16 protein-coding genes and 1 pseudogene are annotated in these 22,840 nt (G+C 72.5%); 8 read left to right on the forward strand and 9 right to left on the reverse strand.

Translation table 11 applies throughout. The annotated features are described in order from the left end of the window. The first annotated feature begins 55 nt into the window (after positions 1-55). Both RM812_RS08385 and RM812_RS08390 read left to right on the forward strand, forming a co-directional pair. The gene (locus tag RM812_RS08385; RefSeq protein WP_311571756.1) at positions 56-1,348 is read left to right on the forward strand and encodes an ATP-binding protein; all 1,293 of its coding nucleotides are present in this window, start codon (positions 56-58) and stop codon (positions 1,346-1,348) included. Then, complete coding sequence (locus RM812_RS08390; RefSeq protein WP_311571757.1) at positions 1,345-2,082, forward strand: response regulator transcription factor; 738 nt, start codon at positions 1,345-1,347, stop codon at positions 2,080-2,082. The genes RM812_RS08385 and RM812_RS08390 overlap by 4 nt, the downstream gene beginning before the upstream one ends. 41 nt (positions 2,083-2,123) lie before the next feature. On the opposite strand, the gene RM812_RS08395 is transcribed toward RM812_RS08390, so the two are convergent. From RM812_RS08395 to RM812_RS08405, 3 genes are all read right to left on the reverse strand, one after another. Then, positions 2,124-2,342, reverse strand: a complete 219-nt coding sequence (locus tag RM812_RS08395; RefSeq protein WP_311571758.1) for an ATP-binding protein — start codon at positions 2,340-2,342, stop codon at positions 2,124-2,126. Positions 2,343-2,587: 245 nt separating this feature from the next. After that, positions 2,588-4,150 carry a pectate lyase family protein gene (locus RM812_RS08400; protein WP_311571759.1) on the reverse strand — a complete coding sequence of 521 codons (1,563 nt, stop codon included), beginning with the start codon at positions 4,148-4,150 and terminating at the stop codon, positions 2,588-2,590. 387 nt (positions 4,151-4,537) lie between these two features. Continuing rightward, positions 4,538-5,593, reverse strand: a complete 1,056-nt coding sequence (locus tag RM812_RS08405; protein WP_311571760.1) for a C40 family peptidase — start codon at positions 5,591-5,593, stop codon at positions 4,538-4,540. A 346-nt stretch (positions 5,594-5,939) separates the two neighbouring features. Between RM812_RS08405 and RM812_RS08410 the strand changes: the two genes are divergently transcribed. Further along, the gene (locus tag RM812_RS08410; RefSeq protein ID WP_311571761.1) at positions 5,940-6,293 is read left to right on the forward strand and encodes a hypothetical protein; all 354 of its coding nucleotides are present in this window, start codon (positions 5,940-5,942) and stop codon (positions 6,291-6,293) included. Positions 6,294-6,347: 54 nt separating this feature from the next. Here RM812_RS08410 and RM812_RS08415 read toward each other — a convergent pair whose 3' ends face one another. Both RM812_RS08415 and RM812_RS08420 read right to left on the reverse strand, forming a co-directional pair. Further along, entirely contained in the window at positions 6,348-7,337 is a 990-nt protein-coding gene (locus RM812_RS08415) for a tellurite resistance/C4-dicarboxylate transporter family protein (RefSeq protein ID WP_311571762.1), read from the reverse strand. Positions 7,338-7,364: 27 nt separating this feature from the next. Continuing rightward, a pseudogene (locus RM812_RS08420) lies at positions 7,365-7,790 on the reverse strand (C40 family peptidase); the annotation flags it as partial. Between the two features lie 139 nt (positions 7,791-7,929). Between RM812_RS08420 and pcrA the strand changes: the two are divergent. Further along, entirely contained in the window at positions 7,930-10,413 is a 2,484-nt protein-coding gene (gene pcrA, locus RM812_RS08425; protein ID WP_311571763.1) for a DNA helicase PcrA, read from the forward strand. A 98-nt stretch (positions 10,414-10,511) separates the two neighbouring features. Here the strand turns inward: pcrA and RM812_RS08430 are convergent, their stop codons facing one another. Then, complete coding sequence (locus tag RM812_RS08430) at positions 10,512-12,146, reverse strand: peptidoglycan DD-metalloendopeptidase family protein (RefSeq protein ID WP_311571764.1); 1,635 nt, start codon at positions 12,144-12,146, stop codon at positions 10,512-10,514. A 227-nt stretch (positions 12,147-12,373) separates the two neighbouring features. Then, positions 12,374-13,345: an esterase/lipase family protein gene (locus RM812_RS08435; protein WP_311571765.1), complete on the reverse strand. Its 972-nt coding sequence runs from the start codon at positions 13,343-13,345 to the stop codon at positions 12,374-12,376. 440 nt (positions 13,346-13,785) lie between these two features. Here RM812_RS08435 and RM812_RS08440 point away from each other — a divergent pair, with 440 nt between their 5' ends. Then, on the forward strand, positions 13,786-14,202 hold the full coding sequence (locus RM812_RS08440) for a cobalamin B12-binding domain-containing protein (protein WP_311571865.1): 417 nt from the start codon (positions 13,786-13,788) through the stop codon (positions 14,200-14,202). A 300-nt stretch (positions 14,203-14,502) separates the two neighbouring features. On the opposite strand, the gene RM812_RS08445 is transcribed toward RM812_RS08440, so the two are convergent. Beyond that, positions 14,503-16,125, reverse strand: a complete 1,623-nt coding sequence (locus RM812_RS08445; protein WP_311571766.1) for a DUF5691 domain-containing protein — start codon at positions 16,123-16,125, stop codon at positions 14,503-14,505. 61 nt (positions 16,126-16,186) lie between these two features. After that, the gene (locus RM812_RS08450) at positions 16,187-17,542 is read right to left on the reverse strand and encodes an SWIM zinc finger family protein (protein WP_311571767.1); all 1,356 of its coding nucleotides are present in this window, start codon (positions 17,540-17,542) and stop codon (positions 16,187-16,189) included. A gap of 132 nt (positions 17,543-17,674) precedes the next feature. Here RM812_RS08450 and RM812_RS08455 point away from each other — a divergent pair, with 132 nt between their 5' ends. The 3 genes from RM812_RS08455 to RM812_RS08465 all read left to right on the forward strand — a co-directional run bounded on the left by RM812_RS08455 (position 17,675) and on the right by RM812_RS08465 (position 22,590). Continuing rightward, the gene (locus RM812_RS08455; RefSeq protein WP_311571768.1) at positions 17,675-18,814 is read left to right on the forward strand and encodes an AAA family ATPase; all 1,140 of its coding nucleotides are present in this window, start codon (positions 17,675-17,677) and stop codon (positions 18,812-18,814) included. A 108-nt stretch (positions 18,815-18,922) separates the two neighbouring features. Next, positions 18,923-21,424 carry a DUF5682 family protein gene (locus RM812_RS08460; RefSeq protein WP_311571769.1) on the forward strand — a complete coding sequence of 834 codons (2,502 nt, stop codon included), beginning with the start codon at positions 18,923-18,925 and terminating at the stop codon, positions 21,422-21,424. Continuing rightward, entirely contained in the window at positions 21,421-22,590 is a 1,170-nt protein-coding gene (locus RM812_RS08465; protein WP_311571770.1) for a VWA domain-containing protein, read from the forward strand. The genes RM812_RS08460 and RM812_RS08465 overlap by 4 nt, the downstream gene beginning before the upstream one ends. Positions 22,591-22,840 lie beyond the last annotated feature (250 nt).

Here is a 22,840-nt window from a genome sequence, read left to right on the forward strand (position 1 = left end):
TCTCGGGGACCGACCCTGATGCTCCGCCTCCCGCAGCCGTGTGACCATCGATGTCATGCCGGAAGCCGCAGCAGCGCCACTCGTCGAACCGCGGCCGCCGCGCAAGCTCTACCGCAGCAGCGACGGACGCTGGCTCGGTGGCGTGGCGCGGGGGCTCGCCGGGCACCTCGGGCTGCCCGTCATCTGGGTACGGCTCGTCTTCGTCGGCCTGTTCATGGCCGACGGCCTGGGCGCACTGCTGTACGCGGCCTTCTGGTTCTTCGTGCCGCTGGGCGTCGGCGGCGTCGACGCCCAGAAGCCGCCGTCCCTCGTCACCTCCGAGACCTCGCCGGACGGCCGCCGCAGACTCGTCGCCCGCAAACCGGACAAGGGGCAGATCGTCGCGCTGCTCCTCATGGTCGTCGTGGCCCTGGTCTTCGTGGGCAACGTCGATCTCGGCGGGGGAGTGAAGGCCTACCTCTGGCCGACCGTGCTCGTCGGCGCCGGCGTGGCCCTCGTCTGGCGCCAGGCGGACAACGCCCAGCGGGCCCGCTGGGCCGAGGTCGGGCGCCACCGGCGCACCGTCACCCTGCTGCGCTCAGTGGCCGGTGTCCTGCTGGTGACGGCCGGTGTCACCGGCATCTTCGTCCTCCAGGGCTCCGCCGCCCACCTCGGCTCCGTCCTCCAGGCGGCCCTCGCCGTCCTCGTCGGGATAACGCTCCTCGCCGGCCCCTACCTGGTGCGCATGACGCAGGACCTCTCCGAGGAGCGGCTGATGCGCATCCGGGCCCAGGAGCGCGCCGAGGTCGCCGCCCACGTGCACGACTCGGTGCTGCACACCCTGACCCTGATACAGCGCAACGCGGAGAACGTGAGCGAGGTCCGCCGCCTGGCCCGTGCCCAGGAGCGCGACCTGCGCGCCTGGCTCTACAAGCCGGAGGGCAACGGCAAGGACGAGGACGACGAACCCACCACCCTCGCCGAGGCCGTGAAACGCAATGCCGCCGAGGTGGAGGACAAGCACGGCGTCCCCATCGAGGTCGTGGTCGTCGGTGACTGTCCCCTCGACGAGAGGATCGGCGCACAGATGCAGGCCGGACGCGAGGCTATGGTGAATGCCGCCAAGTACGGTGGCGAGGGCGGCGCGGTTCAGGTCTACGCCGAGGTCGAGGGCAGGACGGTCTTCGTGTCCGTCCGGGACCGCGGCCCCGGCTTCGACCTCGACTCGATACCCGCCGACCGCATGGGCGTCAGAGAATCGATCATCGGCCGCATGGAGCGCAACGGCGGCACGGCGCGGCTGCGCGCGGTGCCGGACGGCGGCACGGAGGTCGAGCTGGAGATGGAAAGGGCGGAGAAGACGTCATGAGCGACTCGACCGAGGCGAACGGCACGGCGGGGGCGGGCGACCCCGCACAGCCGGCGAACGGCGGCACGGGGGAGCGTCACGTGCGGGTGGTGCTCGTCGACGACCACCGGATGTTCCGCACCGGCGTCCAGGCCGAGATCGGCGAGACCGCGCAGACCGGCGTCGAGGTCGTCGGCGAGGCCGCCGACGTCGACCAGGCCGTCACGGTGATCACCGCGACCCGGCCCGAGGTGGTGCTCCTCGACGTTCACCTCCCCGGCGGCGGCGGCGTCGAAGTACTGCGCCGCTGCGCTCCCTTGATGGGCGACGCCGAGCAGCCCGTCCGCTTCCTCGCCCTGTCCGTCTCGGACGCGGCGGAGGACGTGATCGGCGTGATCCGCGGCGGCGCCCGCGGCTACGTGACCAAGACGATCACCGGTACGGACCTGATCAATTCCATCTTCCGGGTCCAGGAGGGCGACGCCGTCTTCTCCCCCCGCCTGGCCGGCTTCGTCCTCGACGCGTTCGCCTCCACCGACGCCCCGCCGGTCGACGAGGACCTCGACCGCCTTACCCAGCGCGAACGCGAGGTGCTGCGCCTGATCGCCCGTGGCTACGCGTACAAGGAGATCGCCAAGCAGTTGTACATCTCGGTGAAGACGGTCGAGTCCCACGTCTCGGCGGTCCTGCGCAAGCTCCAACTGTCCAACCGCCACGAACTGACCCGGTGGGCCACGGCCCGCCGACTGGTGTGACGGACCGACCGCGCAGGGGGGTGCCCGAGGCGGCCCTCGTGTCACACCTCGAACCACACCTCCTTGCCGATGCCGCATTCCCTTCTGTGCGCGCCCCAGTCCGCCGCCAGCGCTGCCACCAGGGCGAGGCCTCGCCCTGACACGTCGTCCGGGCAAGCCGTGGCGGGTGTCGAAAGCGTGGCGTCGGCGTCCGACACCGTGATGCGGAGGCGGCCGTCCGTGAGCACGCAGCGGGCCCGGATCTCCCGGCCGGCCTCCACGGGCCCGGAGCCGACTCCAGAGGCCCCTGAACCCCGCCTCGTCGGCCGTCTCATGCCGGAGTGCACCGAGTGCGGCGTGCCGGGGCGTCCCACCGCCTTCGACGGTGGGCTGTGCCGGGGCTGCCGTACCGTCGCGCCGCCCGGCGAAGGCCGGGGCGGGGTGCCGAGCGCTTCCGCGGCCGTTCCCTCCCGGTCCGTCGCCCTCGCCCGAGAGGCCGCCCTGCTCGCCCGCGGCCTGGTCCGGGCTAACCGGCGTAGGTCTCGAACTCGGCGAGCTTCGGGGTGCTCGACGCGCTGGTGATCGTGAAGGTGATCTTCTTGAGCGAGGTGGCGGGGAAGGTGATGACGCCCGCACCGTTGCCCGAGGTCAGGGTGGCGCCGGTGTCGCCGTTGACGACCTTCCAGGAGCCGATGGCGCCGGAGCTGCCCGCCGCCTCCCTGATGTTGATCTTCGACACCGTGGTCGCCGAACCCCACTTGACGGAGACGGAGCCCGTCGAGCCGGCCGGTGACCAGTAGGTGCTCAGGTCACCGTCGCGCACGTTGCCGTAGCTCGTCCCGCTCGCCTTGGAGGAGCCGTCGGCGCCGGCTCCGAGGCTGAGGTTGGTTCCGCCGGGCTGCGTCGGGTCGGTGGGGTCCGGCGTCGGGTCGGTCGGGTCCGGCGTGGGGTCGGTGGGGTCCGGCGTCGGGTCGGGGGTCTCGGCCGAGCAGTTGCCGTCCGACACCCGCAGACCCTTGTTGGCGCCCGCCGTCGCCCTCACGACCTCCGGCACGCAGCCCGCGTCGTCGAGGCTGTAGGAGTAGGGGATGCTCACGGTGGTGTTCGACTGCGGGTTCGGGCCGGCGGGGTTGTTCTCGCTGCCGCGCTCGGACCAGGTCACGTTGTCGAAGATGTTGCCGCCGACCTGCCAGTAGCCGGCCTCGGAGGTGTAGAAGGTGCCCAGGACGTCCTTGGAGTCCTCGAAGTAGTTGTTGTCCACCTTGGCCTTCGCGCCCGCCCGGGAGTTGATGCCGGACTCGTTGAGGCTCACGTAGTGGTTGTTGTACATGTGGGCCGTGCCGCCGCGCAGCAGGGGCGCGCGGGAGTCGATGTTCTCGTACAGGTTGTGGTGGAAGGTGATGTAGCTGTTGGAGCGGTCGCTCTCGCTGGACCCGATGAGGCCGCCGCGGCCCGAGTTGCGCAGCGTGCTGTAGGACAGGGTCACGTACTGGGTGTTGTCCTTCATGTCGAAGAGGCCGTCGTAGCCCTCCGACTCCCCGCCCGACGCCTCCAGGGTGGCGTGGTCGACCCACACGTTGCGGACGGTGCTCTCCATGCCGATGGCGTCACCGCCGTTGGAGAGGGGCGAGCCCGACTTCTTGACGTTCCGGACGGTCACGTTCTGGATGATGATGTTGCTGGAGTCGCGGATGTGGATGCCCAGTTGGTCGAAGACCGCACCGTTGCCGACGCCGACGATCGTGACGTTGCTGATCTGCTTGAGCTCGATCTTGTCGGCCGCGGTGTTGCAACTGTCGCCCGACACCTTGGTGGTGTTGCCGTGATTGATGGTGCCCTCGACCTCGATGACGATCGGGGTGCTGCTGGCGGCCCGGTTGCACAGGGCCTGGTGGATCGCGGTGCCCGTGGTGGCGCGGACGGTCTGCCCGCCCGCGCCGCCGGTGGTCCCGCCGTTCTGGGTCGCGTAGCCGGTGGCCCCGTTGGCCGCGGCCGACGCCGTGGGTGCCGTCAGAACCGCACCGGTGGCGGCCGCCAGGGCCAGCGTGCCCAGTGCGGCTGAGAGCCGTATGGCGACTGGTCGTCTCATGTTCGCCTCGCCTTTCGTCTTCGCGTGGCGGCGGGTGCCGCGTGCTGTTGTCGTTCGGCGGGCCGGTCGGGGTTGCCGCCCTGGGGTGGGCGAGTCGCCGGTCGGCCCTTGCGCGTGCTGGCTTCGAGTCGGTGCGAGGCCGCTCTTCCCTGGGGCGGGGAGAGGCGGTGCTGGTGCGGCTCGTTCACTACCTCGACTGGAGCGATCTGCGGTTTGACTCGAAATGAACTAGGCATGACAAGCGAGTAAGCGCTTTCTGTCCTGGGGAGAATAGGGCGGGACCCTTGAGGTGGCAAGGGTCCGCGCAAGTGTTGTGTACGTGAGTGTGAACGCTGAACGCGAGCGTGAACCCGCCGGATCGGCCGATCACTTGGCGGAAAGACGGCCTCACACCACCCGCGTGGCCCCCGCGAACGGCATCTCGTCGATCGGGGCGAGGCGGACCGGAGCCGAGGGATTGGGGGCGTGGATCATCCGCCCGTCACCGACGTAGATGCCGACGTGGCTGATGCCGGAGTAGAAGAAGACCAGGTCACCGGGGGCGAGCTCCGAGCGTGCGACGCGGCGGCCCGCGTCGATCTGGGCGTAGGACGTGCGGGGGAGGGAGACGCCGGCGGCGCGATAGGCGGCCTGGACGAGCCCCGAGCAGTCGAAGGCGTTCGGGCCGGTCGCCCCCCACACGTAGGGGCTGCCCAGCTTCTGGTAGGCGTACGCGACGGCCGCCGCGGCGCGGGAGTCGGGCGCCTGTGCCGAGGCGGACGGCGCCTCCCGCGAACCGGCCGAGGCGCCGGAGGCGTGCTCACCCGTACCGCCGCCGAGGCGTGCGCGTTCCCCGGCCGTCAGCCGGGACAGCAGGCGGCGTGCCGTCTCCAGTTTGCCGGTGACGGTCTCCCGGTGGCGTTGCGCCTCGGCCCGCCGCGACTTCAACGCGGCCAGCTCGACGCGCGCGGCGCCCCGCAGCTGCTCGACCTCCCGGAGCTCCGCCCGCACCCGGCGCACGGTGGCCGTCTGCCGGCTGCCCGCCCGCTCGACGAACGCGGCGCCGTCGAGATACCGCTCCGGCTCGGAGGAGAGCATGAGCTGCAGGGCCGGATCGAGGCCGCCGTCGCGGTACTGCGCCGCCGCGACCGACCCCAGGGCCTCCCGCGCCGAGTTCAGGCGGTCCTCCTTGCGGGCCGCCTCGTCCCTCAGTCTCTCCAGGCGCTGCTCGGCGGTGTCCGCCTTCTCCTTGGCGCCGTTGTACCTCTCCGTGGCGACCTCCGCCTCCTGGTAGAGCTTGGCCACCCTGGCCCTCACCTGAGCCGGCGTCGGCTCGGGGTCGGCGTGTCCGGTCCCGCCGCCCAGCCCGGTCGCGGTGGCCGCGCCCGCGAGGGTGATCGCGGCGGCGGCACGGGCCGCCCCGCCGCCCGCCGGGCGCTTTCGTGGCCTGCGGTGTGCTGCCACCTGGGATCCACGTCCTTCCGTGCGACCCGCCGGTCGCTGTCCGTGCCGGTCGCTGTTCGTGCCGGTCGCTGTTCGTGCCGGTCACCTGCGGCAGGACGCTAGGCGCGCGGATCACGAGCCGGTGACGGATTGCGTGGAACTGGCGGTACCGGAGTGAATGCTGACCGTAAGCGACCGCGGGCCGGGCGCGAGACCGTCCTCTTCACACAGGGTGATGACCGATGTGCCGGATCGGGGACGCATGAGGGCAGCGGGGTGCTATGGGGCGCTTGTCCGCGTCCGGGCCCCTTCGTGCCGGGCGGGCCGGTGTCGGAGGGTGCCCGGACGCTGATTAGGCTCCGGCCTCATGGACGTACTCATCCACCTCTTCGTCGGTCTGCACATCATCGGCATCGCGGCGCTCCTCGGGGGCTTCCTGACCCAGATGAAGGCGATGGGCCGGGGCGCGGCCCGCTTCACCCCGGCGATGCTGCACGGCGCGCTGACGATGCTGGTCACCGGGGCGGTCCTGGTCGGCCTCAACCAGGCAGAGGACCACTCCGTCGACAACATCAAGATCGGCGTGAAGCTCGCCGTGCTGATCGTGATCCTCGGCCTCGTCTACGTGAAGCGCGACGACGAGAAGGTGGACAAGCCGCTGTTCGGCCTGGTGGGCCTGCTGACCGTGGCGAACATCTTCATCGCGGTGCTGTGGACCTGACCTACGCGGCGGACGTGACCTACGCGGCGGACCTGACCTACGGGCGGACCTGACCTACGCGGCGTCCGAGCCCACGGACCGCAGCTCTGCCCGGGCCGAGGCCACCGCCCCCACGGCGACCGCCAGCCACGCGGCCACCGCCATCCACAGCAGCGCCTGACCGGGAGCGTCCAGCCACGGGGCGTCGGCGACGGCGGCGACGGACAGCGTCGCCGCCGCCGTCATGCCGAGCGGGAAGACGGTCGACCAGCGGCGCACGTCGTAGTGGACCCGCGGCCACACGATCTCGGCGGCGAGCAGTACGACGTACCAGGCGAGGTCGAGGGCGAGCAGGAAGACGGTCACGTCGTGCAGGACGGCGTTGTCGTCGTCGTTCCACAGGTACATGCCCGTCCCGGCCGCCGCGAGCAGCTTGGCGCCGGCGAGCGCCGAGATCGCGAGTGCGCCGCCCGCCACCCAGTGATCCCCCCTGCCCCGGGCCACCTGCCGCAGATCGAAGCGGAACAGCGCGATCAGGTAGAGCACGATCCCGAGCCAGAACGGCACCAGGGACGCGTGTGCCAGCCAGGCCGTCGAGGTCGCCGCGGACAGCGTGGCGCCGAGCACCGCGAGCCCCTCGGTGGCCACACAGCCCAGGAACACCGCCCCGGGCATCCGGCGCCCCCAGTGCCGCACGACCAGCGGGAGCAGCCCCGGCCACAGCAGCGCGGCCAGCACCAGCAGCGCGACCGCCACGGGCGACCAGCCGAGCAGGGAGAAGCGGGTGCCGAGCACGGTCGTCGCGGCGACGGCGGTGAGCGCGCCCGGCGTCCCCGCCCGCGTCACCCACTGCACGCGCTCGACCAGCAGCAGATGGACGAAGTTCGCCGCCAGGGTCAGCCAGGCGGCGCAGGCCAGGACCAGGGCGATCCGGGAGAGGACCTCGTGGCCCGTCAGGTGCAGGCCGACCGACAGGATGCCGGTCGCCATCACCGCGGCCCCGGCCGCCGGCGGACGCTGCGCCCACCAGGCGCGCAGGGGGGAGGGGGAGGTGCCGGATGACATGGGCCCGATGCTAGAGAGCCGCGCGGGTCAGGCCGGGCGCACCACGCTGTGGATCGACGACTCCCCGTCGTAGTAGATCGACTCCTCACGGACGTACGCGCCCGGTTTCGGGGCGTGGATCATCATGCCGTCGCCGATGTAGAGGCCGACGTGGCTGAGGTCGTCGTAGAAGAAGACCAGGTCACCGGGTTGGGCCTGGGATACCGGGACCGTCGTGCCGGCGTCGACCTGGTCGTAGGTGGTGCGCGGCAGCGACACGTCCGCGGCCTTCCAGGCGGCCTGGGTGAGCCCGGAGCAGTCGTAGGAGCCGGGGCCCGTGGCGCCCCAGACGTACGGCTTGCCGATCTGCGCGCGGGCGAAGGCGAGCGCCTTCTGCGCCTTCGTGCCGTACGAGGCGTCCGGCGCGGAGGACCCCGGCGAACCGGTGCTGTCGGACGAACCGGTGCCACCGGCGGCAGCGTTTTCGTGACCTCCGGCATGGGTGTCACTCTTCGTGTGGCAACCTGCCGCAGGGCGTGTCCGACGGTGAGACAGCACCCATTTTCCGGGGTGGCACCGGGTTGTCGGTGGGGCGCCCTAGACTCGGAGAGCGATGAGCAGCCTCTTTGACGACAGCTTCCTGGCGAGCCTCCAGACCCCCCGGGGTCACGAGGAGGAACCCCCGCCGCCGCCCGAGGACGATCACGGACCGGAGCCGGTCCCGCACGATCTGTTCGGCGGGAAGTTCGACGTGCCGCCGGACCGGGACACCCACTACCGGGACGGCGCCCCGCGCCCCGCCCTGGACCCGGCCGCGCTGCTGGAGGGGCTGAACGACAACCAGCGCGCCGCCGTCGTGCACTCCGGCTCCCCGCTGCTCATCGTGGCCGGCGCCGGATCCGGCAAGACCCGCGTGCTCACCCATCGCATCGCCCACCTGCTGGCCGAGCGGGGCGTCCACCCGGGCCAGATCCTCGCGATCACCTTCACCAACAAGGCCGCGGGCGAGATGAAGGAGCGCGTCGAGCAGCTCGTCGGCCCGCGCGCGAACGCGATGTGGGTGATGACCTTCCACAGCGCCTGCGTCCGCATCCTGCGCCGGGAGTCGAAGAGGCTCGGCTTCACGTCGTCGTTCTCGATCTACGACGCCGCCGACTCCAAGCGTCTGATGGCGCTCGTCTGCCGCGACCTGGACCTGGACCCCAAGCGCTTCCCGCCCAAGTCCTTCAGCGCCAAGATCAGCAACCTCAAGAACGAGCTGATCGACGAGGAGGACTTCGCCGCGCAGGCCGCCGACGGCTTCGAGAAGACCCTCGCCCAGGCCTACGCCCTGTACCAGTCGCGGCTGCGCGAGGCCAACGCCCTCGACTTCGACGACCTGATCATGACGACGGTCAACCTGCTGCGCGCCTTCCCGGACGTGGCCGAGCACTACCGCCGCCGCTTCCGGCACGTCCTGGTCGACGAGTACCAGGACACCAACCACGCCCAGTACGCCCTGGTGCGCGAGCTGGTCGGCACCCCCTCGGAGCACCCGGTCGACGTGCCGCCCGAGGCCGAGGTCCCGCCCGCCGAGCTGTGCGTCGTGGGCGACGCCGACCAGTCGATCTACGCCTTCCGCGGCGCCACCATCCGCAACATCCTCCAGTTCGAGGAGGACTACCCGGACGCGACGACGATCCTCCTGGAGCAGAACTACCGCTCCACCCAGACGATCCTGAGCGCCGCCAACGCGGTCATCGAGCGCAACGAGTCCCGCCGTCCCAAGAACCTGTGGACCAACCAGGGCGCGGGTTCGCAGATCACCGGGTATGTCGCCGACACCGAGCACGACGAGGCCCAGTTCGTCGCCGACGAGATAGACCGCCTCACGGACGCCGGCCAGGCGAAGGCCGGTGACGTCGCCGTCTTCTACCGCACCAACGCGCAGTCCCGTGTCTTCGAGGAAGTCTTCATCCGCGTCGGCCTGCCCTACAAGGTCGTCGGCGGCGTCCGCTTCTACGAGCGCAAGGAGGTCCGGGACGTCCTGGCCTACCTGCGGGTCCTGGCCAACCCCGAGGACTCGGTGCCGCTGCGCCGCATCCTCAACGTCCCCAAGCGCGGCATCGGCGACCGCGCCGAGGCGATGATCGACGCCCTTGCCCAGCGCGAGAAGATCAGCTTCCCGCAGGCGCTGAAGCGGGTGGACGAGGCGTACGGCATGGCGGCGCGCTCCGCGAACGCCGTGAAGCGGTTCAACACGCTCATGGAGGACCTCCGCACGATCGTCGAGTCCGGTGCCGGACCGGCGACCGTGCTGGAGGCGATCCTGGAACGCACCGGCTACCTCGCCGAGTTGCAGTCCTCCACCGACCCGCAGGACGAGACCCGCATCGAGAACCTGCAGGAGCTCGCCGCCGTCGCCCTGGAGTTCGAGCAGGAGCGGGCCGAGGGCGAGGAGGCCGGCACCCTGGCCGACTTCCTGGAGAAGGTCGCGCTGGTCGCGGACTCCGACCAGATCCCCGACGAGGAGGACGGCGACGGCGTGGTCACCCTGATGACCCTGCACACCGCCAAGGGCCTGGAGTTCCCGGTCGTCTTCCTCACCGGCATGGAGGACGGCGTCTTCCCGCACATGCGCGCCCTCGGACAGGCCAAGGAGCTGGAGGAGGAGCGGCGCCTGGCGTACGTCGGCATCACCCGCGCCCGTGAGCGGCTGTACCTGACCCGGTCGACGCTGCGCAGCGCCTGGGGGCAGCCGTCGTACAACCCGCCCTCGCGCTTCCTCGAGGAGATCCCCGCGCCCCACCTGGAGTGGAAGAGGACCGGGGCGAACGGGCCCGCCTCCTCCGCGCCGGTCTCGGGGGTGGCGGCCTCGCTGTCGTCGTCGCGGTCCCGCTCCTCGGCGTCGGGTGCGTCCGGCTTCGCCACGCGCCGCACCGCCGAGCAGCCGACGGTCTCGGTGGCGGTCGGCGACCGCGTCACACATGACCAGTTCGGGCTCGGGACGGTGGTCGCGGTCAAGGGCACCGGGGCGAACGCCGAGGCGACGATCGACTTCGGGGACACCAAACCGAAGCGGCTGCTGCTGCGGTACGCGCCGGTGGAGAAGCTCTGAGGGTGCCTGGAAAGTGCCGTGAGGGCGTGTTGGGGGCGCTCACGGCATGGGCCCCGTCGGCCGACGGGGCCGTCCCGACCTGGTGAGACGTTACGCCGTCACGACGGGTTGAGGTCGTGGCTGCGCAGCCACGACAGGGGGTCGATCGCCGAGCCGCCGGCGGGGCGCACCTCGAAGTGCAGGTGCGGTCCGGTCGAGTTGCCCGAATTGCCGGAGAACGCGATCGCGTCCCCGGCCTTCACCGTCGTACCGCTGGGGACCTGGTAGCTGGAGAGGTGGCAGTACCACGTCTCCGTACCGTCCTTCGCGGTCACGATCATCATGTTGCCGTACGCGCTGTTGTACTGCGTACGCACCGTGCCGTCGGTCGCCGCCATCACCTTCGTGCCGTACGACACGGGGAAGTCGATACCGGTGTGCACGGACATCCAGTTGATGCCGGCCTGGCCGTAGTACGCGCTGAGGCCGTGCTGGGCGACCGGGAGGGCGAACTTGGGGCGCAGCCGCTCCTTGCGGGCCGCCTCCTGCGCCGCACGCTTCTTCTCGAGGGCCTGCTCGGCCTTGAGGTCGATGCGCTCCTGCGTCCGGCTGGCCCGGTCGGCGAAGTCGTCGGCTCCGGCGGCGAGGCTCGTGAGCTGCGTGTCCAGTTTGTTGTTGGCCGCGGACGGCTTCACCGGTGCCGCGTCCGCGTCGGCCGTGTCCGGCGCCGATGCCGTGGTCTCCGTGTCGTCGCCGGTCAGGTTGCCGACGGAGGCGGCGGCGATACCCGCGACGCTCATCACGCAGGCCGACGGTACGGCGATGGTGAGCAGCGCCGAGCGCTTGGCGGGCTGGCGGCGACGCGAACGGGCCCCGCCTCGGGGGGCGGTACGTGCGGCCGGGACCCGTGCGGCCGGGGTGACCTCTTCCTGCTCCTCGAGGAGCAGGGGCACGACGGGAAGCTCGCCGGTGGCGGCCAATCCGTCGTCGCGCGGGGCGGGTTCCTCGGCGGGCGGTGCGGTGTCCGGCGCGGTGTTCCCCGCCGGCTCCGGGGCGTCGGCCGTGGTGCCGTCCGAGTTCCACTGTGTGGCGTCATAGGCGCCGGTGTCGAGCGTGCCGCCGTCGAACGTGCCCGTGCTGAACGCGCCCGTGTTGAACGCGCCCGTGTTGAACGTGCCGGTCGCGAAGGAACCGGTGTCCAGGGTGCCTGTCCCGAAGGGGCCCGTCTCGAACGTCTGCGTGCCCCAGTCCCTCTGCTGGGTCTGGTCGGCGGAGTTGCCGGACGTCTGGTCGGGCTGGACCCAGGCGCCGGTGTCCCACTGCCCGGTGGTGTCGGCGGCGCCGGGCTGCGGCGGCATGGCCGCGGCCTGCTGGAAGCCGTCCGTCCAGGCCGTCGTGTCGTAGGCGCCGGTGTCGTAGGCGGCGTGGTGCTGGGCCGCGTAGGGGTCCTGGTTCAGGACCTGCCCGCTGCCGGTGGACCACTGGGTGGCGTCGTAGGTGCCCGTGGTGTCGTACGAGCCGGTGGCGTCGTAGGTGCCGGTCCCCTGGCCGGGGAGGCTGCCGAAGAGGGGGTCTGCGTCGAAGGCCGCCGTGGCGGTGGCGCCGGTGGGAAAACCGGTGGTGTCGTAGCCGCCGTACGTGGTGAGGTCGCCGTACGGGGCCTCCTGCGTGCCGTACGACGCGTAGTGCGCCGGGGCGGCGTCGGAAGCCGGAGCCGGGGTGGTCGTGGTCCCCGACGGGTGACGGTCGTTCACCAACTTCTCTTTCGCCTCGACAACAGGGGCTGCCAGAGCAGTGCGGCGACTGTACCCGGCGGTATGCGGGCACGACAATCTTCGTCAGGTTTCACGCTCGCAGGAAACGGGCAATCGGCCGTGTTTTGGGGGACGGCGGGCGCGAGTTTGGCTTTGTGTTCGAAGTTTGTTCGATGTCGATCGAGTGGTGGCGGCGAGGTTTCGGAGTCCTCTGGGGGGTGGGGGCCTCAGGCGACCGTCAGACCGCCGGCGCGCTTGCCCCTCTCCGCGCCCGCCTCAGCGCCCTCCCCCGAGCCCACCTCCGGCTCGACGGTGTCGAGGGCCTTCCGGATCCCGGTGGCCACGGCGGGGTGCACGGGCAGGGCGAGGTGGCCGATGCCGCTCACCCGTACGTTCTGCACCGTGAGGTCGGGGTGGTCGAGGCAGGCCGTTTCCAGCGGGACCATCACGCGGTCCAGGTCGCTCCAGAAGCTGACGAACTGCGTACGGCAGCCGGGTGCGGGCCGGGTCAGCTCTTCGAGTACGGCCGAACCGGGGCGCATCTGGCGCACGATCGGGTGCGCGTTCGCGAGCGGGACCACCCGGGTGCCGGCGTGCGGGGTGCCGAGCGTGACGAGCGTCCGGACACGGAGGTCTCCGCCGAGCCGCTGCACGTAGTACCGCGCGATCAGCCCACCGAGGCTGTGCCCGACGACGTCGACGTGCTCACTGCCGGTCCGCTCGCAGATTTCCTCTATGTGCCGGCCGAGCAGTTCGGCGGCGGTGCGGATGTCGCAGGTCAGGGGTGAGTAGTTCAGCGACTCGACCCGGTGTCGGCCGTGCTGGGCCAGGCTGCGGCGCAGGAAGAGGAAGACCGAGCGGTTGTCGATGAAGCCGTGCAGCAGGACGACCGGGGGGCTGGTGCGGGCCGGCAGCCGGGGGGCGGGAGGGGCGGGCTGCGGGTCCTGGGAGTCCGTCGGCGGGAGGGCGGAAATGGGTCGGCGCTCCTGGATGATCCCCGAGGGGTAGAGGAGAAGATGCCCGGCGAGGATCGCGACCTCCAGGGCGGTCGCCTTCAGAAAGGTCAGGGAGAGCCCTGTCAGCCTGGCCGGAATTCCCGGCAGTCCCGGAATTCCCGGCAGGGTCGGTAGACCCGGCAAGGTGGGCAGGAGACGCTGACAGAGCGGGAGAAGGGGCAGTGCTGCCGTGGTGACCTTCATGGGCCGACCTCCTGTCGGCACGCGCGGGGACGCCTCTGTCCCCCGTGTGCCCTCGTGGAGAGCCGTGACACCAGTGATTGGTGATGTTTGCGAGGTTTAAACCGAACGGACGCGTCGTATCGCTGGTCAGTGTCCTGTGGTGTGGGCGATACGTCGCGAGGCCCGCTGCTGTCCTGTCCCGCCCCTCGCTGCGGCTCTCCGTGCGCGTGTGGCCGCCGCGCCCTGGAGCGGTGCGGCGACGAACATGTCCCACCGTGTGATTTCCCCCTCTGTATCCACCGCGAAACTGCCGGTTGCGGGAAGCTGGAGATAACGTTCGTTCACTTCCCCGGACGGTGTGGTGAGGGGTGTCATGCCCGCCGTGCCTCCTGTGTACGGCGGCGGCGAAGTGTGCGGTACTTGTCGGTACGGATGGATGTAGTCGCTTCATGGAGGCAGTGATGGGTGTGGCAGCCGGTCCGATCCGCGTGGTGGTGGCCAAGCCGGGGCTCGACGGCCACGATCGCGGGGCCAAGGTGATCGCGCGGGCCCTGCGCGACGCCGGTATGGAGGTCATCTACACCGGGCTCCACCAGACACCCGAGCAGATCGTGGACACCGCGATCCAGGAGGACGCCGACGCCATCGGGCTGTCCATCCTCTCCGGCGCGCACAACACGCTCTTCGCCGCCGTGATCGAGTTGCTCAGAGAGCGGGACGCGGCGGACATCCTGGTCTTCGGCGGCGGGATCATCCCCGAGGCGGACATCGCCCCGCTGAAGGAGAAGGGCGTTGCGGCGATCTTCACGCCCGGTGCGACGACGGCGTCGATCGTGGAGTGGGTACGGGCCAACGTGCGGGAACCTGCGGAGGCGTAGCCACCCGGTCTGCCGACCGCGCGGCCACTGGTCACCGGCGGTGCTGCTTGCGGTCTGTGGAGGTGCAGCTACTGCGCCTGCACCTACTGCACTTACCGGTCTGCCGATGGGGTGGCCGCCGGTCTGCCGGCGCGCGCTGTGTGCGACGGCCGGTGCCGGCGCCCCGGGCGTTCGCAGGTGTACGGGCGGCAGCTCGCCGGTGCCGGTTCGCGCCGCCCCCGCCCCCGGTGCCGGTTCTTGCCCCCCCGCCCCTGGCTCCGATGCCGTGCGACCGCGCCGGGGGCCGCCTGCGCCGGTAGCTCAGTTGTCCGCCTGCAGTTCCTCGGCCATCGCCGCGCGCAACCGCAATGTCGTGACGAGGCGCTGGAACGCCTCCGCCCAGTACCCTCCCGCCCCCGGTGACGCGTCCTCCGGCTCCTCCGGTATCGCCAGCAAACCGTCGAGGCGGCCCGCCTCCGAGGGATCGAGGCAGCGTTCGGCCAGGCCCATGACGCCGCTGAAGCTCCACGGATAGCTCCCGGCGTCACGGGCGATGTCGAGCGCGTCGACCACCGCCCGTCCGAGTGGCCGAGCCCACGGCACCCCGCACATGCCGAGTAGCTGGAACGCCTCGGACAGACCGTGCGTCGCGATGAACCCGGCGACCCACTCGGCCCGTTCCCCCGCGTCCAGCGTGCCGAGCAGTTTGGCCCGCTCGGCCAGGGACACCGCGCCCGGACCCCCGGCCTCGGGCGCCGTGGGCGCGCCCAGCAGGGCTCTCGCCCAGGCGCCGTCCCGCTGCCGTACCGCGGCGCGGCACCACGCCGCGTGCAGTTCGCCCTGCCAGTCGTCCGTCACCGGAAGGGCCACGATCTGCTCGGGGGTGCGTCCGCCGAACCGTGCGGGCCAGGCCCCCAGTGGGGCGGCCTCCGCCAATTGGCCGAACCACCACGACCGTTCACCGCGCCCCGCGGGCGGTTTCGCCACGACGCCGTCCCGCTCCATGTCCGCGTCGCACTCATGGGGCGCCTCGACGGCGATCGCCGGTGGGTCCAGGGTGCGGTCGAGGGACACGCACGTCACGGCCCGCGCCGCCATCCGGGCGGCGAGCGCCGAATCCGGGAGGGCCGACAGCAGCTCCGCCGCCGTCGCCCGCACGTTCCGGCTGCGGTCGGCCAGCGCCTGCTCCAGGAACGGCTCGTCCGCCGACTCCAGACCCGTCCGCAGCGAGTCGAGGAACATCAACCGGTCCTCGGCCCGTTCCGCCGCCCAGGTCGAGGCCAGCAGCTCACGGGCGGCGTCGGGGTCGCGGGCGCGCAGGGACGTCAGCAGGGCGACCCGCTCGGCGAACAGGCCCTCCTCCCAGAGCCGCCGCACCCGCGCCGTGGTGCCGGGGCCGGGCAGCACGGTGCCTCCGCCCGGAGTCGCCCGCAGGGCGAACCGCCAGTCCGGGTTCAGCCGGGCCAGCCACAGGGCCCGGGGCCCGGCGAACGTCAACGCCGCCGGCCGCAGGTCCGTACGCCCCCGTGCCGCGTCCAGCAGGGCCGGCAGCGCTTCGGGCGGTGCCGCGAAGCCACGGGTGTTCGCCGTCGCCAGCCACTGGGGCAGCAGTTCCACGAGATCGGGCGCGCTGCCTCTGCGGCCACCCGCCGAGCCGGGGCGGTCGGTGAGCAGCATCGTGAGCCGCCGGGCGGCCGCGCCCGGCAAGGGCGGGCGGGGATCCTCGGGGGCGGGCTCCGGACGGCGGGCCGCGGGGGCCGGGCGCAGTCCGGCGCGTCGGCGAACGGTCTCCGCGGCCGCCGCGTCCAGCAGCGCCGCCGGTGCACCCGGGCCGGGTGCGCAGCCCGGGGGAGTGCGCCGCTCCGTGCCGAGCAGCGCCACGGTGACGAGTTCCTCCCAGCCACCGGGCACGGGCGCGTCAGCGTGGGCGGGCGTCCTGGTCATGGGTTTCCTTTCCGAGCCTGCCGTTGTGCCGGTCCTTTCCGACTGCCTTCCGCCGGGTGAGTCAGCACAGCGGCACCGCCGGGCCCGGTCCCGTCGGCCAGGCGGTCAGCGGGGTGAAGCCGCGGTGGCCGCACTCGCCGAAGACCTTGACGGGCGCGCCGCCCGACAGGGCGACCAGGCGCCACAGCCCCGGGCGGTTGCCGGCCGCCGGGGTGAGCGGCAGCGCCGTGTCCCCGTCGGCGTCCGCCAGCTGCCAGGAGTCGCCGTCCGGGACCGGGACGGCCCGCTCCAGGGTCACCGGCACCGACTCGAGCCACGGGTCGTCCCGGAGGGCCTCGCCGTAACGCGTCGCCGCCTGGGACGCCGTCACCCCCTTCGGGCGTATCTCCGCGGGCGCGGGCGGCGCGAACTGTTTCCCGAGGGCCACTCGCTGCTGACCGGTGCCCGGATACGCCGACACCTCGGCCTCCAGCACGAGCCCCACGGGCAGCGCCAACTCCGGAGCCCGGCCCGCGGCGCCGAAGGAGAGGAGCAGCGCGGCGCGGTCCGTCTCCGTGCCGTACAGCCAGGTGCGCCGGGTCGTCAGCCGTGCGTCCGCGGTGTCGTACTGGGCGAGGACCAGCCAGCGGTCCCGTACCGGAGGGCCGTCCGCCGACGCGGACAGGCCGACACGTGAGCGGACCGTCGCCGCCAGTCCGTCCGGCAGCCCCTCACGGCGCAGCCAGCCCTGGTCGAGGAGGTGGAGGAGAGCGCACTCCTCCAGCAGCCGGACCGGCCAGCCGGGACCGGACGACGGTATGGCCCCCAACTCCCGTACGCGTGCGGCCAGCCCCGGAGCCTGGGCGTCGACCATGCGGGCGGCGGTCTCCTCCCACAGCCCGTAGCCGGACTGCTCCGCGCCGGCCAGGCCACCGCGCAGGAGGTCCCCGAGCCGCTGCTCCAGCTCTGTCGCACCCGCGGTGATCCGCTCGGCCCGTCGCTCCGCCCGGCGCCGCGCCGCCTCCGGATCGCTCGGCCCGGCGGCGGAACCGGACGGGTCCGCCGTCCCCTTCTTCTCCTCCGTCCGCTCACGTCGCCTGGTGATCCACTGCGCCGCCCAGTCCGGCGCCTTCGCTTCCGGCGCCGGACCGTCTCCGCCCGCCCAGAGCAGCAGCAGTCCGAGCGCGTGCTTGCACGGGAACTTGCGGCTCGGGCAACTGCACTTGTAAGCCGGCCCGGACACGTCCCCGACGTCGACGACCGTCTGATACGGCTTGCTGCCGCTGCCCCTGCACAGTCCCCACACCGTCCCCTCGTCGGAACCCACCTCGGACCACGGTCCCGCCGTGCCGAGTCTGCTCCCCGCTTTCCGTGACACGGCGTCAGGCGCCAGCGCCAGCACCTGGTCCGCGGTCCAGCGCACCCCCTGCTGAGTCATGCCTTCGAAGGTAGGCCCTCCCACTGACAATCGATCAGGCATGGGCGTTCGTGCAGGTCAGAGCGATTGTCAGTGGCGTGGTGCACGGTGGATGCCAGATCGAACCGGCCGAGCTGGAGGGGGACTCAGCCCATGCCTGTGTCCGTAGGACCGACATCCGTCGACCCGAGCCAGAACGGGTCCGCGCCTGAGGCGGAGGCGTTGCGGCCGCACGCCGAGCACGCCTTCGCGTCCGAACTGGCCGCGCTGGCCGCGCAGGACGACCGAGCGCGCCCGGCCCGCTGGAAGCTGTCGCCGTGGGCCGTCGCCACGTACCTGCTCGGCGGCACCCTGCCCGACGGCACGGTGATCACGCCGAAGTACGTGGGCCCGCGCCGCATCGTCGAGGTCGCCGTCACCACGCTCGCCACCGACCGCGCCCTGCTCCTGCTCGGCGTGCCCGGCACCGCGAAGACCTGGGTGTCCGAGCACCTCGCCGCGGCGGTGAGCGGTGACTCGACCCTGTTGGTGCAGGGCACGGCCGGCACACCGGAGGAGGCGATCCGCTACGGCTGGAACTACGCGCGTCTGCTCGCCCACGGCCCCAGCCGGGAAGCCCTCGTGCCCAGCCCGGTCATGCGGGCCATGGCGGAGGGCACGACGGCCCGTGTGGAGGAACTGACCCGCATCCCGGCGGATGTACAGGACAGCCTCATCACGATCCTGTCGGAGAAGACCCTGCCGATACCGGAACTCGGCCAGGAGGTGCAGGCGGTTCGCGGCTTCAACCTGATCGCCACCGCCAACGACCGCGACCGCGGGGTCAACGACCTGTCCAGCGCCCTGCGCCGCCGTTTCAACACCGTGGTGCTGCCCCTGCCGGAGAGCGCCGAGGCCGAGGTCGACATCGTCTCGCGCCGTGTCGACCAGATCGGCCGCTCCCTGGATCTGCCGGCCGTGGCCGACGGCATCGCCGAGATCCGCAGGGTCGTCACCGTCTTCCGCGAGTTGCGCGACGGGGTGACGACCGACGGCCGAACGAAGGTGAAGTCGCCCAGCGGCACGCTGTCGACGGCGGAGGCCATCTCCGTCGTCACCAACGGCCTGGCACTGTCCGCCCACTTCGGTGACGGGGTGCTGCGGCCGGGCGACGTCGCCGCGGGCATGGTCGGCGCCGTCGTCCGAGACCCGGCGGCCGACCGCGTCGTCTGGCAGGAGTACCTGGAGACGGTCGTCCGCGAGCGCGACGGCTGGGCGGACTTCTACCGGGCCTGCCGGGAGGTGACCGCGTGAACGGCGTGCGGGTGCGTGTGCGGATGCGGTTCCGGGCCGGGGTCCAGGTGGCCGGCGCGACGGTGGCCGACGAGGACTCGACCTGGTCCCGCAGGCGAGGGGGACGGTATGACGGGCACTGACGGGGCCCTGGGTGGTCGGTCCGGCGGGCCGGGCGGGGGACCGCTGCTGCTCGGCGTACGCCACCACGGGCCGGGGTCGGCACGGGCGGTCCGGGCGGCGCTGGAGGCGGCCCGGCCGGGGGTCGTGCTGATCGAGGGGCCGCCCGAGGCCGATGCCCTGATCCCGTTGGCCGCCGACGAGGGCATGCGGCCGCCGGTCGCGCTCCTGGCCCACGCCGTGGACGAGCCCGGTCGCTCGGCCTTCTGGCCGCTGGCCGACTTCTCCCCGGAGTGGGTGGCCATCCGCTGGGCCCTGGAGCACGACGTCCCGGCCCGCTTCATCGACCTCCCGGCCGCGCACACGCTGGCGTGGCGGGCCCCGGAGCGGGAGTCGGAGCCGGGGGAATCGGGGGAACGGGGAGAGTCGGGGGAGTGGGCGGAGCCGGGGGAGCCGGGGAGGGAGGACGAGCACGGCGCCGCCTTCCCCGACGTCCGGGCGGATCCGCTCGCGGCCCTCGCCGGGGCCGCCGGTCACGACGATCCGGAGCGCTGGTGGGAGGACGTCGTCGAGCTCCGGGGCGCGGCGGAAGGGGACGCGCTCGCACCGTTCACCGCCCTGGAGGAGGCCATGTCGGCGCTGCGGGAGACGGAGGAGAGCGGCGGGCACGACCGGGACCTCGTGCGGGAGGCGTACATGCGGCTCCAGGTCCGGGCGGCGCAACGCGAGTTCGCCCAGGGTACGGCCGTGGTGTGCGGGGCGTGGCACGTGCCCGCGCTGCGGCGCAGGGTCACCGTCGCCGCCGACCGGGCGCTGCTGAAAGGGCTGCCCAAGGTCAAGGTGGACCTGACCTGGGTGCCGTGGACCCACCGCAGGCTGTCCCGGGCCGGCGGATACGGGGCGGGCATCGACTCGCCCGGTTGGTACGGGCATCTGTTCGGTGTGCCGGACCGGCCTGTCGAGCGGTGGCTGACCAAGGTGGCCGGGCTGCTGCGGGAGGAGGACCGGCTCGTCTCCTCGGCGCACGTGATCGAGGCGGTGCGGCTGGCCGAGAGCCTCGCGGTGATGCGCGGCCGTCCGCTGCCCGGGCTGAGCGAGACGACGGACGCCGTACGGGCGGTGATGTGCGAGGGCTCGGACGTGCCGCTGGCGCTCGTGCACGACCGGCTGGTGGTGGGAGACGCACTGGGTGAGGTGCCACCGGGGGCACCCGCGGTGCCCTTGCAGCGGGACCTCGACCGGATCCAGCGGCGGCTGCGGCTCAGGCCGGAGGCGCTGGAGCGGGAGCTGGAGCTGGACCTGCGCAAGGAGACCGACGCCGGGCGGAGCAGACTGCTGCACCGGCTGCGGCTGCTCGGCGTCGGATGGGGCGAGCCGGCCGCCTCGCGGGGCGGCACGGGCACGTTCCGGGAGACGTGGCGACTGCGGTGGGAGCCGGAGCTGGCGGTGCGGGTCGCCGAGGCCGGGGTGTGGGGCACGACCGTGCTCGCCGCCGCGACCGCCAGGGCCGAGGCGGACGCCGTCACCGCGCAGGGCCTCGCCGACGTCACCGCGCTCGCCGAGCGCTGTCTGCTGGCCGAACTGCCGGACACGCTGCCCACCGTGATGCGGATCCTCGCCGACCGCGCGGCGCTCGACACCGACGTCGGCCACCTCGCCCAGGCCCTGCCGGCCCTGGTCCGCTCCCTGCGCTACGGCGATGTGCGCGGCACCGACACCGGCGCGCTGGCCGAGGTGGCCGCGGGCCTCGCCGAGCGGGTCTTCGTCGGCCTGCCTCCGGCCTGCGCCGCCCTGGACGCCGACGCCGCCGAGGAGATGCGTCGGCACGTGGACGCCGTGCACGGGGCGGTGGGTCTGCTCGGTGACGCCCCCGCCCCGGGCCACGGCGACCTGCGCGCCCGCTGGCGGGCCGTGCTGCGGACCCTCTCCGCGCGGGACGCCGTGCCCGGCGTCATCCGGGGGCGCGCCGTACGGCTCCTGCTGGACGAAGGGAAGCTGGCACCGGACGAGGCGGCGCGTCTCATGGGTCTGGTGCTGTCCCCGGGGACGCCACCGTCGGACGCGGCGGCCTGGATCGAGGGCTTCGTCGGCGGCGGCTCCGGCGGCGGCATGCTGCTCCTCCACGACGAGCGGCTGCTCGCCCTGGTGGACGGCTGGCTGACCGGCGTACCGGCGGAGGCGTTCACGGACGTACTGCCGCTGCTGCGGCGCACCTTCTCGGCGTATGAGCCGGGAGTGCGCCGCAGCCTCGGCGAGCTGGTCCGGCGCGGACCGGAGCGGCGGTCGAGCGTGACGACGGCCGGTTCCGGCATACCCGGTTTCGCGCCCGGGCTCGACACCGGGCGCGCCGACGCGGTGCTGCCGGTGGTCCGGCTGCTGCTGGGCCTGGACACGGCGGACGCGGCGGACGCGGCGAGCCCGGTGGACGCGCGTACCCGAAGCGTCGGACGACCCGGCACGAGCCGACGGCCGGACGCCGACGACAACGACCTCGTGGAGGTGCACGCATGACGGCCGAGCCGGTGGATGTCGACACAGCGCGGGAACGGCTGCGGCGGTGGCGGCTCGTGCTCGGAGGTGACCCGGCCGACGGCACCGGTTGCACGCTCTCCGGGCAGGACGCCGCCATGGACGGGACGCTCACCGCGCTCTACGGAAAGGGGGACAGACCGCGGGCGGGACGGGACCGTTCGGCCGGGCTCGGTGCCTCCGCGCCGGCCGTGGCGCGCTGGCTGGGCGACATACGGACCTACTTCCCCTCCTCCGTCGTGCAGGTCATGCAGCGGGACGCCATCGACCGGCTCGGTCTCGCCGCCCTCCTGCTGGAGCCGGAGATGCTCGAGGCCGTGGAGGCCGACGTGCACCTCGTCGGCACGCTGCTGTCCCTCAACAAGGCGATGCCGGAGACGACGAAGGAGACGGCGCGGGCCGTCGTGCGCAAGGTCGTCGAGGACCTGGAGAAGCGGCTCGCCAACCGCACCCGGGCCACCCTCACCGGAGCCCTCGACCGCAGCGCCCGGGTCAACCGGCCCCGACACCACGACATCGACTGGAACCGCACGATCGCGGCCAACCTGAAGCACTACCTGCCCGAGCACCGGACGATCGTGCCGGAGCGGCTCATCGGGTACGGGCGGGCGTCCCAGTCCGTGAAGAAGGAGGTCATCCTCTGCATCGACCAGTCGGGGTCGATGGCGGCGTCCGTCGTGTACGCCTCCGTGTTCGGCGCGGTACTGGCGTCCATGAGGGCGATCACCACCCGGCTCGTCGTCTTCGACACGGCGGTCGTCGACCTCACCGACCAGCTCGCCGACCCGGTCGACGTGCTCTTCGGCACCCGGCTGGGCGGCGGTACGGACATCAACCGGGCGCTGGCGTACTGCCAGTCGCAGATCACCCGGCCCGCCGAAACGGTGGTCGTGCTGATCAGCGACCTGTACGAGGGGGGCATACGGAACGAGATGCTCAAGCGGGTGGCGTCGATGAAGGCGGCCGGGGTGCAGTTCGTGGCGCTGCTCGCCCTGTCCGACGAGGGGGCGCCCGCGTACGACCGGGAGCACGCGGCGGCGCTCGCCGCGCTGGACGCGCCGGCCTTCGCCTGCACGCCCGATCTGTTCCCGGAGGTGATGGCGGCGGCGATCGAGAAGCGGCCGCTGCCGATACCGGATGCCGGGTGACGGCTTGCCGGCCCGAGGCGGTCTGCTTCCTGCCGGTGACACAGACATGGCTGTCCATCGGTAACAGAGGGCTTGCGCAACATCCGGGGCCTCGTGCGTGGATCGCGCGTCGTATCGATGCGCTGCTCGATGGCCGCGTCGCCCGGTGTGTCGTCCGTGACGCGTGCTGTGCACGACGGCCGGGCGGCGTGCGGCTGGTCCAGGACAGGCACGCCGCCACTCCCGGCCCTCATCCCCGGCCCTCACCCCC

The organism is Streptomyces lancefieldiae, from assembly GCF_031845825.1.
Lineage (GTDB): Bacteria > Actinomycetota > Actinomycetes > Streptomycetales > Streptomycetaceae > Streptomyces > Streptomyces lancefieldiae.